The organism is Lacrimispora sp. 210928-DFI.3.58 (genome assembly GCF_020554865.1).
Taxonomy (GTDB): Bacteria; Bacillota; Clostridia; order Lachnospirales; family Lachnospiraceae; genus Enterocloster.
Genome location: NZ_JAJCIC010000012.1, coordinates 103,716 through 115,223 on the forward strand (window position 1 = coordinate 103,716; position 11,508 = coordinate 115,223).

General features: G+C 51.0%; 11 protein-coding genes. 1 reads left to right on the plus strand and 10 read right to left on the minus strand.

The window, feature by feature from the left end; translation table 11 throughout:
• The first annotated feature begins 134 nt into the window (after nucleotides 1-134).
• Nucleotides 135-326 (plus strand): PspC domain-containing protein, encoded by a 192-nt coding sequence (locus tag LIZ87_RS09685; RefSeq protein ID WP_178315101.1) that lies wholly within the window; start codon nucleotides 135-137, stop codon nucleotides 324-326.
• 109 nt (nucleotides 327-435) lie between these two features.
• Here the strand turns inward: LIZ87_RS09685 and LIZ87_RS09690 are convergent, their stop codons facing one another.
• From LIZ87_RS09690 to LIZ87_RS09735, 10 genes are all read right to left on the minus strand, one after another.
• Nucleotides 436-1,866, minus strand: coding sequence for an ABC transporter substrate-binding protein (locus tag LIZ87_RS09690; protein WP_178315099.1), 1,431 nt, complete (start codon nucleotides 1,864-1,866; stop codon nucleotides 436-438).
• A gap of 142 nt (nucleotides 1,867-2,008) precedes the next feature.
• Nucleotides 2,009-3,373: an ABC transporter substrate-binding protein gene (locus LIZ87_RS09695; RefSeq protein WP_178315097.1), complete on the minus strand. Its 1,365-nt coding sequence runs from the start codon at nucleotides 3,371-3,373 to the stop codon at nucleotides 2,009-2,011.
• Between the two features lie 87 nt (nucleotides 3,374-3,460).
• Nucleotides 3,461-4,168, minus strand: a complete 708-nt coding sequence (locus LIZ87_RS09700; RefSeq protein ID WP_227146646.1) for an ABC transporter ATP-binding protein — start codon at nucleotides 4,166-4,168, stop codon at nucleotides 3,461-3,463.
• Nucleotides 4,161-4,910 carry an ABC transporter ATP-binding protein gene (locus LIZ87_RS09705; protein WP_178315095.1) on the minus strand — a complete coding sequence of 250 codons (750 nt, stop codon included), beginning with the start codon at nucleotides 4,908-4,910 and terminating at the stop codon, nucleotides 4,161-4,163. The genes LIZ87_RS09700 and LIZ87_RS09705 overlap by 8 nt, the downstream gene beginning before the upstream one ends.
• 2 nt (nucleotides 4,911-4,912) lie before the next feature.
• Nucleotides 4,913-5,971 carry a branched-chain amino acid ABC transporter permease gene (locus LIZ87_RS09710; protein ID WP_178315093.1) on the minus strand — a complete coding sequence of 353 codons (1,059 nt, stop codon included), beginning with the start codon at nucleotides 5,969-5,971 and terminating at the stop codon, nucleotides 4,913-4,915.
• A 1-nt stretch (nucleotide 5,972) separates the two neighbouring features.
• Nucleotides 5,973-6,836, minus strand: a complete 864-nt coding sequence (locus LIZ87_RS09715; RefSeq protein WP_178315091.1) for a branched-chain amino acid ABC transporter permease — start codon at nucleotides 6,834-6,836, stop codon at nucleotides 5,973-5,975.
• A 206-nt stretch (nucleotides 6,837-7,042) separates the two neighbouring features.
• Entirely contained in the window at nucleotides 7,043-8,638 is a 1,596-nt protein-coding gene (locus LIZ87_RS09720; protein WP_227146649.1) for a helix-turn-helix domain-containing protein, read from the minus strand.
• Nucleotides 8,639-8,803: 165 nt separating this feature from the next.
• On the minus strand, nucleotides 8,804-10,321 hold the full coding sequence (locus LIZ87_RS09725) for a sensor histidine kinase (RefSeq protein ID WP_178315072.1): 1,518 nt from the start codon (nucleotides 10,319-10,321) through the stop codon (nucleotides 8,804-8,806).
• Nucleotides 10,293-11,324 carry a sugar ABC transporter substrate-binding protein gene (locus tag LIZ87_RS09730; RefSeq protein ID WP_227146652.1) on the minus strand — a complete coding sequence of 344 codons (1,032 nt, stop codon included), beginning with the start codon at nucleotides 11,322-11,324 and terminating at the stop codon, nucleotides 10,293-10,295. Before LIZ87_RS09730 ends, LIZ87_RS09725 begins: the two co-directional genes overlap by 29 nt.
• The coding region (locus tag LIZ87_RS09735; protein ID WP_227146655.1) for a hypothetical protein at nucleotides 11,306-11,508 on the minus strand (203 nt) is incomplete at its 5' end. The genes LIZ87_RS09735 and LIZ87_RS09730, both read right to left, overlap by 19 nt.

An 11,508-nucleotide genomic window follows, 5' to 3' on the forward strand; every position in this document is an offset into this window, starting at 1 on the left:
AACCTGCATGCGCCCGGCGGGCCAACGCGCCACCGTACCATGAAAGCCTGGTGGGCGCATTTGGCATACCTGAATACATGCCGCCTATTCGGCGGCGGGACTTTCATAGTAAAACCAAAGAAAGGAGAATTTACATGACAGATAAACGCTTATATCGTTCCACCACCAACCGGATGCTCTGCGGCGTTTGCGGCGGCATTGGTGAATTTTTCAATATCGATCCCACCCTTGTACGCCTTGCATGGGCTATTTTCGCCTGCTCAGGCGGTATGGGGCTCCTGGCATATATTATCGCAGCAGTTATCATCCCATCGGATCTGAACTGACAGCCAAACAAGGCCCGCCACATATCAGACACACATATGGAATGCCGCCAATGTTCCCTGCCTGCCCGGAATTTCAGGCATGCAGGAAGCCTTGGCGGCATTTCTGCAGCTACTTATATTCTGCCGGATACACGATCTCCTGATCGGAATACTCAAAGGGCCATACGGTCTTGTACTTGCCCTCCTGGATCTGGGCGATCGCTACGGAGGCACAGATATTATTATTGTAATGCATGGTCCCGTCGAACTCGTGATTCTCAAACTTGATCCTGTCATAAGGAAGGATGATCTCCGGTCCATTGGGGAAGGAGTCCTGGATGTCGATGACTGCCAGTGCATCTCTTACCGCCTCTCCATCATCCGTTCCCGCCTGCTCAAATGCAGTTTTGAAGGTCCAGATAGCCGTATAAGCCTCTGCAGAATGGCCGTTCATGTCAATGCCGAAAACCCGCTTAAACCTCTTGTTGATATCACGTCCCTTTGTCATATCAGGATTCCACTCCACTACGGAGGTCAGGCCGTTGGAAATGCCCTCTGTGGCCGGTATAAAGCTGGGATCGGCAAAACCGTTGGCCTTGGCAATGAGGATGGGTGGACGGTAGTCCTGCTCCTGCATCGTCTTCATAAGCAGGATCGCGTCGGACACATAGCTCTCTGCCAGAACTGCATCCGCATCAGCCTCCTTCAGTGCCTGTATCTCGTCTCTCAGATCCGCAGCTCCCTGCCTGTACTGGATCTCCTCTACGATCTCCATCCCATACTGGGGTGCATAGATCCTGGCGCAGCGGATCGCCTCCTGTCCGATCATGCTGTTGTCCGCAAATACGGCGATCGTCTTTACCTGGCTTCCTGTCTTCTTTGCCTGATCTCTCAGATACATGAACATGTTCTCCAAATACAGGGAGTTCATGGGACACAAACGGAAGGAATACTCATAATTATGGGAGGAAATGCTGTCCACGGTAGAGATTGCTGTGATCATGGGGATCTTATAGGATTCACACACCTCAAAGACGATCTCTGTCAATGTGCTCTGATGGCAGCCTACAATGGCATGGACCTTATCCTGGGTAATGAGCCGTTCTGCTACCGCACGAGCCACCTCCGGATTTCCCTGGGTGTCGCCGCGTACGATTTCAATAGGGCGGCCGTTTACTCCACCTGCCATATTAATATCCTCCACCGCAAAATCAATGCCGCGCAAAATGTTGGTCCCAATAGCCGCATTGTTGCCGCTCAGTGCATATATGGCCCCAATGCGGATCGGCTCACCTGTCAGCCTGTCTTCTCTGCCATTCCCCTTTTCTTTCACCTCCGGAGGTGAGGCCCCGGCGCTGCCGTCTTTTGTCCCGGTGGCTGCTTCTGCTGTCTGATCTGTCCCGGCAGTCAATTCTCCAGTCTGCTCCGCTACGGCAGTCAATCCTTCCGTCCGTTTGGTCCCGGCAGCCTTTATTTCCCGGCTGTTTCCCAAGCAGCCTGTCAGCAGGAAAGCCGCTATGGCACAGGCAAGTGCTGCCGCTCCCAACATTTTCTTTTTCATAAGCTCCCCCCTCTGAACATTTTCATCATGATACAGCCAAAAGTCCCCTCTGCAAAGCTCTCAGGCTGCAGGCAGCATATACAGCGATAGCCCGGAGGCAAAGCCTCCGAGCTGAAATCACGCCTTTTCGGCATCTGCCATGTTACTGCAGTGGTGCCGGATAAACGATCTTTGTATCGGTGAAGTTGAAGGGCCATACAGTCTTCCATGCGCCATCCTGGATCTGAGCGATTGCTACAGATGCAGATGTGTTGTCTCTGTAATGAGCCTCTCCTGCCAGATCATAGTTCTCAAACTTGATCTTGTCATAAGGAAGGATGATCTTGCGGCCGCCAGGGAACTCTCCGTTGATCTCCAGACTTGCCAGAGCATCCTTTACAGCTGCACCGTCTGTGCTGCCAGCTGCCTCGATGGCAGTCTTGAACAGCCATACTACGGTGTAGGACTCTGCAGAATGTCCGTTCATGTCAACGCCGAACTCAGCCTTGAACTCCTCGTTGATCTCTACGCCGTTTACCAGGTCAGGATTGAACTCTACTACAGAAGCAACGCCGTTGGAGATCGCGCCCAGGTTGGTGATAAAGGAAGGATCAGTAAATCCGTTTGCCTTTGCAACGATCATCTTCGGGCTGTAGTTCTGCTCCTTTAAGGTCTGGATGAACAGGGTAGCATCGCCGATGTAGGAATCGCACAGGATCGCATCCGGGTCAGCCTGCTTCAGTGCCAGTACCTGAGCACTTAAGTCTGTTGCATTGCTGGTGTAGTCTACTGTTGCTACTAATTCGATACCATACTGGTCCTTGAACAGCTCCACGCAGCGGATCAGTTCCTGTCCGATGGCAGCTCTGTCAGTGAAGATGGCTACTGTCTTAACCTCTTCGCCAGTCTGCTCTGTGGAATCCTTCAGATACTTTAACATATCTTCCACATATACGGAGTTCAGCGGGCACAGACGGAAGAAGTAATCCATATCCTTGTGCTCCTCGTTGGAAAGCCTGTCCAGAGTGGAGATAGCAGTGATCATCGGAACGCCGTACTGCTGGCATACCTGAGCTACGACCTCGGTTACAACGGACATATGGCAGCCCATCATAACGTCTACCTTCTCCTGGGTGATCAGACGCTCTGCCTCTGATCTGCCGGTAGCTGCATCACCGGCATGGTCGCCGCGTACAACTTCCAGAGGACGGCCATTTACGCCGCCGGCTGCATTGATCTCAGCTACTGCAAAATCAATACCGCGCAGGATATTGGTACCAATGGCAGCAGATCCGCCGGACATTGCATAGATCGTACCGATCTTGATAGGTTCGCCGGTCAGCTCAGCTGCAGCCTCGCCTGCTTCGGCAGCTGCCTCTGTTGCCTTCTCAGCAGCCTCTGTCACTGCTGCTGTAGTAGCTGCTGCTGCGGTGGTTGCAGATGTGCTGGAGCTGGATGAACAGCCTGCCAGGGCAGACATGGCCAGTACAGCTGCGCACAGCATGGAAGTAAGTTTTTTCAGTTTCATAATGTTCCTCCTTTTTTTGAAAATATCTCCGGTATCCCCGGAAAAATCTCTATTTTACGCTGCATTCACAGCAGCATAAAAATCCACTTAAATGCCAAGGTATGCTTTCTTGACATGTTCATCGGCCTGCAGGTCTTTGGAAGTACCTTCCAGAACAATATGGCCGTTTTCAACCACATAGCCTCTGTCTGCTGCTGCCAATGCTTTGGTGATATCCTGCTCTACCAGCAGGACAGAGATATTGTCGTTCTTTGCCAGGGTGGACGCTACATTCAGGATATCGTCCACAATGTTAGGCGCCAGGCCAAGGGACGGTTCATCCAGGATCAGAAGCTTTGGTTCACCGATCAGCGCCCGCGCCACAGCCACCATCTGCTGTTCACCGCCGGATAATGTTCCGGCAGCCTGCTTCGCCCTTTCCTCCAGCTTCGGAAACCATTCATAACATTTTTTCAGATTCGACTGAAAATGGGCCTTTGTCTCTTTATTAAACGCACCCATCTGCAGGTTCTCCAGAACGGTCATCTCCGTAAAGAGCTGTCTTCCCTCCGGCACCTGGACGATGCCGCTGTTCAGGATCATCCGTGAGTTTTTCTTCGCCAGCTCCTCGCCGTTAAACAGGACAGAGCCTGAGCTGGGCTTCAGCATACCAGTGATTGCGCGGACCATGGTGGTCTTGCCTGCTCCATTAGAGCCAAGAATAGCAACGATCTCTCCATCTTCTAATGTAAACCCGATATCCCACAAGATATTGACGGAGCCATACCCTGCATTCAATCCTTCGACTTTAAGCATGTGTATCCTCCTTCTTTGTGCCCAAATATACCTCCATCACATAGGGATCATTCATCACCTGCTCCGGTGTTCCCTCTGCGATCTTCTCGCCGTGATGCAGCACGATGACCTCCTCGCACAGGCTGACTACGGCCTGCATGATATGCTCGATCAGAAGGATCGTTACGCCGGACTCATTGATCTTGCGGATCAGGCGGATGGCGTCCTCTGTCTCAGCAGGGTTTAAGCCGGCCATGTTTTCATCCAAAAACAGCATCTCCGGTTTGGTAGCCAGAGCTCTGGCCATCTCCAGACGCTTCTGGTCGGGAGTACCCATGTCCTTTGACAGGACGTGACGCTTTTCATAAAGGCCTGTAAACTGCAGCACCTCCATGGCGCGCTCTCTTGCCTCCTTCGGACTTTTCGCACCAGCGTGTCCAAAGTAGGAGGATGCCACAACATTGTCCAATACGCTTAAGTTTTTCAGAGGCTTCATGATCTGGAAAGTACGGGCGATCTTCATGTTGGTATACTCGTATGCCTTCTTATCGGTAATGTCCTGCCCCTTATAGAAGATCCTGCCCTCTGTGGGCGGGTAATAGCCGCAGATCATATTAAAGGTGGTGGACTTTCCTGCACCGTTTGGTCCGATCATACCGGTGATGCCGCCTTCTCTCACGGAAAAGGACACATCCTTCACAGCAGTCAGACCCTTGAAACGCTTTGTGATCTTTTGAACTTCAATAATCGGAGATTCCGCCATGTCTATGCCCCCTTCCTCTGATATTCCATCATCTCAACCTCCTCCAGAACTTCTAACGGAGGCTTTTTAAGGATTTTTTCATCAATAAACTTTTTGGTCCTGCTGTGCATGTACCATCCCAGGATACCGGTGGGGCGGAAGCGGATCACCACCAGAAGCACCACTGCATACATCAGCATATTAATGCCGGGCAGGATCGCACTGAAGTTCGCTCTCAGGTACTCAGACAAGGGGATCATGATCAGGCCGCCTACGATAGGGCCCTCCACATAAGCTGCTCCGCCTACCACAGCGGGAAGCACGGACTCTGTGGACTTTGCCTGTATCATCAGCTCCGGATCAATGTAGCGGATATAGCTGGCGTAGAAAAAGCCTACCAGTCCGGCTACCATGGCGGAGATCACTACAGCCATGATCTTATATTTTGTCGGGTTAATGCCGATGGCCGCTGCCGCGTCCTCATCCTCACGGATCGTCTTTAAGGCAAAACCCATCTTTGAGCGGTCGATCTTTTTCATGATCAGATAGATGCCGATCATCATAGCCATTCCCACATAATAGTAGGGGACCTTGCTGGTGAACCGGAAATTCAGCCAGGAATCGCTTCCAAAGGGCAGTCCCACGCCGCTGGCCCTTCCGAAGAAGGCGGAGTTGATGATGACCTGGCGGATGGACTCGCCAAAAGCAATGGAAACGAGCGTAAAATAGGGGCCCCGCAGGATAAAGCAGGGATAAAACACGATCCCGGCAACCAGTCCTACGACTACCATGCCAAAGATAGCTGCAAGCCAGGGATTTGCTCCTGTCTTAACGACCAGCAGACAGCAGGCATATGCCCCCAGGCCCATGTAAGCTGCATGTCCCAGAGAGTTCTGCCCTGTCATACCTCCGAGCAGGTTCCATGCCATGGACAGCGTAGACATATAAAACACAAGAACGAAAATGTTCAAAATATACGGCGATTTCACCACCATGGGAATCAGTGCAAATACCAGCAGGATCAGACCGATCAGGACGGCAAGATTGCGATGGTAAGCATGTACTGCTTTTTTACTATCCATATTATTTCCTCCTCGCTATCATCGTCTGGCGAACTACCAGTATTATGATAAATGTCATGAATACGATCAAGTCACTGTAAGAAGGACTGATAAACAGGGCGCTCATGGTCTCAAGCAGTCCCAGAAAGATGCCTGCTAAAAATGCACCCGGAATGGATCCCAGGCCGCCCACGACCACAACGATCAGGGCACGGAAACCAAAGCTGGCTCCGGCAGTGGGGAAAATGGTGTAAAACTGTGTGAGCAGCGCTCCGGCCGTGCCTGCCAGGGCAACGCCAAGGCCATAGGTCAGGATATAGATCCTCTTCACATCAATACCAACCACCTCTGCACCAACCGCATTCTGAGACACCGCACGGATCTGCTTTCCTATGGTGGTGTACTTCAGAAATACAAACAGGGCGATCGTAACTACTACCAGCACTCCAAAACTGATCATTCTGGGAAGCGCCATTGTCACCGGACCGATCGGGATATAGGTCTGTGAATAGGCAGTGCGGATAGAACGGTAATCAGAGCCAAAGATTACCAACGCTCCGTTCGACAGCAGCAATCCAAGGCCCACTGTCAAAAACAGAAGGTTCGTAAAGCTCTTTGTTCCTAAGGAAGGCGTGATCAGCGTATGCTGGATCACTGCTCCGATACAGAACATACAGACCGCCACAAGCGGAACTGCCAGATATGGGTCAATCCCAAAATATGTATACAGAATAAAGGTCAGGTACATACCCACCATCAGCATCTCGCCATGACAGAAATTTACAATTTTCATAACGCCAAAGATGATGTTCTGCCCCATTCCCATCAGAGAATAGAATCCCCCCATCAAAAGCCCATTGACACAAGCCTGCAAAAACATGTCCATGAACGTAATCCCCCTCTCTTAAAACGTTTTTTGCAGCATTTTTAGGCTAAATGCGGCCTATTTCATTTGCTTACCAGGGAAGTATACCACAAAAGTTACAAATAAAATTAGCACAAACTTTGCAAAATAGTGCATATTTTCACATTCCCTCTGGAATATTCCGAAATTTATAGCATTATTTTGTTTTAAATTTGTGCTAATTCTATCTAATCTTTATTTCGTTCCTGTAATCCGTCACGGAACTCCGTGGGGGTGATACCGGTCCATTTTTTAAAGATCCGGCTGAAATAATTGGGATTGGCATAGCCGGAGTCCACGCACACCTGCTTAATGCTGAGCTTCTGGTTGGAAAGCAGCTGCTTCGCCTTCTCCATCCGAAGCCCTGTCAGGTATTCTGTAAAATTCATGCCTGTTTCTTCTTTAAACAGTTTGCTGAAATAATAGGGGCTGATACCCGCTGACTGGGCCACCTCCTCCAGCGAGAGGTCCTTCTGAAAATTCTGCCGGATATGTTCCTGGGCTTTGGTGATGATACCGTCTGACTCCTGGTTCTTGATCACCACTGCTTTGGCCAGCTCCACCATCGCCGTCACAAATCTCTGACGCAGCTCTTCCCCATCCTTTGCCGAAAGGAGCATGTCCAGGGTTTCCTCCCCTCCGGGGCATTCACTTCCCTGCTCCTGCACGGTACGTCTGGCTAAGAGAAGGACCTCTGTCAGCTGCAGCCTTGCCGACTCAAAGCTGCAGTTTTTATTTTTCAGCATCCAGCCTGCAAATACGGTGGCCTCCTGCCGGACATCGTGCTCCATTCCTCCGGCCACAGCCTTAAGGACTACCTGCTCCATCACCTGCTGCTGCTTTTCACGGGTATCTCTCACGATCAGGTCGTCAATGTGGGTGACCTTCCGCTTCCCATGGCGCAGGGCGTTTAACGCCTCCTGGTAGGAATCGAACATGGCCTCCCAGGATCTCACAGATCCGATACCTGCTTTAAATTCAATGCCCACCTCATTTTTCAGGGATGTGACCAGGCCTCTGGCCTTCTCGATCATACGGATCCTGTCCTCATACTCCATTCTCGGCTCACTGGAAGGGATCACACAGACGATCTTATTGCCCATGATGTTGCTGACGCAGGCTCTGAAATATACCTTCATCAGCTCTGACATCTTGCCATAATATTTGTGGGCCCGGACACCGGATCCCACAGGATTCGTCATACTGCCGTCCTCGGTCCACTCTCCCCACTCCAGAGCCATGATACTGCCGTAATTCTCCTCCAAATTCAGCAGCCTCCGGTACTGCTCCCCGCTGTCCTTGTACTCATTCTGGATGATAAGGCTGATGATGAATCCATTTTCAATAATAGGGATCACCGCCTCCATCTTTTCCCTTATCTGCAGGTCATCACTGCGTTTTTTCCTCTCCCGGTCAATATCATGCATGATGCTTGTCAGCCGTTCCACAATGAGCTTTTTGTTGATGGGCTTCATCAGATAGTCTATGGCCCCCAGGCGCAGGGCCTCCTTTGCATAATCAAAATTGTCATAGGCCGTGAGGACCATGGTCTTCACCTTTGGATTCTGGGCACAGATCTCCTCCATGGCCTTCAGACCGTTGATGCCCGGCATCTGGATATCCAAAAGGGCGATATCCGGCTGAAATTGCTCTGCCATCTCAATGGCCTGCCTTCCGTTCTTGGCGATCACAACCCGGCATTCGCTCCCGAAATTTTTTTCAATGATAAACTGCAGAGAATCAGTGACAATGCCCTCATCGTCTGCTATAAGAATTTTGTACATAGACCTCTCCTTACATCTCCAGAGCTCCCGCTGCTTTTACGTCTCTCGTAACTGTTCAGTACCCTCACAGTTACGAGCAAAAATCCATTTAAAATCGGCTCCGCTGATAGGATTTTTGCCTTCTGGCCCAGGCTATCTTACGGTCAGCGCAGCAAGTGCGCAGACCTACTGAACAGTTACCGTCTCTCTCAAAATCGGCACGCGTATTGTAAACAATGCCCCTTTCCCTTCTCCGCCGCTCTCCACCGTCATCACGTCAGTGCGTTCAAAATACAGGCGCAGCCGTTCCCTGACATTGGCCAGTCCCACGCCATTGCCCAGGTCGCTCTCATCATCGGGATGACGGAAGCTTCCTGCATTCAGCTCCTCCAGTATTTCTTTTGATATCCCCATGCCGTTGTCCCTGATCCGGATCACTGCTTCCCCATTCTCCTGCCCAACGAAAAACCAGATCCATTTCTCCCACTCCACATTTCTAAGCCCATGGTTTAAGGCATTTTCGATCACTGGCTGCAGCACCATGCCGGGAAACAGGATGTCCAGGAGCCTGGCATCGATCTCCTTTTCCAGATGGATCTCATTGGAAAACCGCACATTCATAATGTACATATAGCTGTCGATGAGCCCGATCTCCTCCCGCAGAGTGGAGCCCTCTCCGTTCTTTTTCAGCCGGTACCGGAAGAAGGACGCCATATTTTCAATAAATGCATAGGTGCGCTCCGCGTCCTCCATCATGGCAAGCTGCAGCCCGGCATTTAAGGTATTGAACAGAAAATGGGGGCTGATCTGAGCCTGGTAATATTTTAGCTGGGCATCCTTCAGCAGGTTCTCCATAGCCAGCTCCCGCTCCTTCATTTTAATCTCCAGCTCCAGGCTTTCCCTGGTCCTCCTGATGTACTCATTAATGCTGGCGATCATCTGGTTAAAGGCCACGGTCACTGTCCCTACCTCATCTTCGCTCTCAGGCTCCTCTAAGGAAATACCGAAGTTTCCCTTTCCTACCTCCTTTGCCTTCAAGGCCAGCTTCTCCAGAGGCCTGGTGAAGCCTCCCATGATGACATACAAAAGCACCGTAAGACAGCATGCAACGCTGATCAGCACTGCTGTCATAAAGATCTCCAGATAACGCAGATACCGGTACAGCACATCGTAATTTTCCGAATTGGCTTTGAACCGCAGAGTATCCAGCCCTCGGATGTACGTCAGAAGATAGGTATAGATCGCCTGTATCTCCTCAAAGCTTTCCTTATAGGAGGCCACATCATGGGCCTGTTTTGCCTGTACCGCGCTGTCTGCCAGCTCCAGATAGGAAAGGGCAAGACTTCGGATATTGCGTTCCATCCGCCGGGCAGGGTGATCGGTGATGGTGTCATCGATCTCCCCGATCATTGCGCCGAACCTTTCCCTGTTTTTCGTAAATGTCTCCAGCGCATCCTGGCTCTGGATATTCAGATACTGGTATACGCTGCTCTCCATCTCCGTCAAAAGTCCCTCCAGCTCATTCAGGCGGATATTGGTGGCATATACCTGCTCCATATTTTCCACCGTGGAATTGATCCTCTGGAAGAAGAGCAGGTTTATCCCCAGGGTAACAGCCATGGTGATCATCACAGGACGGATCAGCTTGATGCGCAGGGACTGGTTTAAAAAACGCCTACTTTTCCATATCAGCTTCTTCCCCATCCATGTTCTCCCTTCTGTACTCTGCTGCCGAAGTCCTGTCCACCAGCATGGTATCCACCTCCGTATAATAGCTGACCATGTGGTATTTCTTATAGGTCATAAGGGCGTCTACGCTCATGCGTCCCATGGCCTCGGGGTCAATGGTGATCGTGGAGTCTATGTATCCCTGCTCAATTCCATTTAAAATGTCATCCGAAACATAACTGCCGATGATCTTGATCTGCTCTGTGAGTCCCCGGTCCCGGATCAGCTGGTATGCAGACTGGGTGATCACTTCATCCAGACAGATGATCATATCCGGCTGCTCGATATTGCCCACTGCCATGTCATGGATCACGTCCTCTGCATTGTCCAATCCATTGTCATCACGTATGATCTGAAAGTCCAGCCGTATCTGCTCCTGCTGCACGGTGTTGCTTAACCCCTGGCGGAACCAATTTCTGCTGGTCTCGTTAAAGCTGGCTCCCGGAAACAGTACCATCACCAGACGGGTATCCTCGTCTGCGATCTTCAGCACCTGCTTACCGTACTCCTGGCCCAGGAAATAGTCATTGATCCCCACAAACCCCTGGCGTTTGGAGTCCGCCACATCCTTCTGCATGGTGATGACCGGGATCCCATGGGCGCAGGCCTTGTCGATCATCCGCTGGATCTTTTCCCCCTCGGCAGGACGCAGGAGGATACCGTCCACATTTTCGTAGATGGCAATATTGATCGCATCCTCCATGGAGGGCCTGCTCACCAGCCCGTCTCCTGTCTGCTCCACATAGGCCCCATACCGCTCTCCGGCCTTCACTGCCCCCTTATACACATCCTTCCAGAAGGACGTGTCCGTCTCATCTGATATAATGGCAATATGGTATTCATAGGACTTGTAATCCTCCTCGCCTGCTGCACTGCTTCCGGAAGGCAGAAAGCTGCTTCCAAATACAACTGCGGCAAATGCGGCTATCAAAATACCTGCTGCCATCCATCTTCCTTTGTTCACCTTATTGACCTCCACACAGGAACTCCGGTAAAATCCGCCACCGGCCTTGCCTTACCGGATAACTCGCAGTAGCGATGCTTCACTCTATCATCCAGTATATCTGAATTGCAGTTCAAAGTAAATGAGCGGCTTTCAAAAAAGCCGCTCAGACTGTAGACAAAGTCCCGAGCGAGAGCTCGGACTTTTCTACATTTATCGC

What these genes read in the sequence shown, in the direction of transcription:
- LIZ87_RS09685 (WP_178315101.1), top strand. Translation starts at nt 135, where the DNA reads ATGACAGATAAACGCTTATATCGTTCCACCACCAACCGGATGCTCTGC.
- LIZ87_RS09690 (WP_178315099.1), bottom strand. Translation starts at nt 1,866, where the DNA reads ATGAAAAAGAAAATGTTGGGAGCGGCAGCACTTGCCTGTGCCATAGCG.
- LIZ87_RS09695 (WP_178315097.1), bottom strand. Translation starts at nt 3,373, where the DNA reads ATGAAACTGAAAAAACTTACTTCCATGCTGTGCGCAGCTGTACTGGCC.
- LIZ87_RS09700 (WP_227146646.1), bottom strand. Translation starts at nt 4,168, where the DNA reads ATGCTTAAAGTCGAAGGATTGAATGCAGGGTATGGCTCCGTCAATATC.
- LIZ87_RS09705 (WP_178315095.1), bottom strand. Translation starts at nt 4,910, where the DNA reads ATGGCGGAATCTCCGATTATTGAAGTTCAAAAGATCACAAAGCGTTTC.
- LIZ87_RS09710 (WP_178315093.1), bottom strand. Translation starts at nt 5,971, where the DNA reads ATGGATAGTAAAAAAGCAGTACATGCTTACCATCGCAATCTTGCCGTC.
- LIZ87_RS09715 (WP_178315091.1), bottom strand. Translation starts at nt 6,836, where the DNA reads ATGGACATGTTTTTGCAGGCTTGTGTCAATGGGCTTTTGATGGGGGGA.
- LIZ87_RS09720 (WP_227146649.1), bottom strand. Translation starts at nt 8,638, where the DNA reads ATGTACAAAATTCTTATAGCAGACGATGAGGGCATTGTCACTGATTCT.
- LIZ87_RS09725 (WP_178315072.1), bottom strand. Translation starts at nt 10,321, where the DNA reads ATGGGGAAGAAGCTGATATGGAAAAGTAGGCGTTTTTTAAACCAGTCC.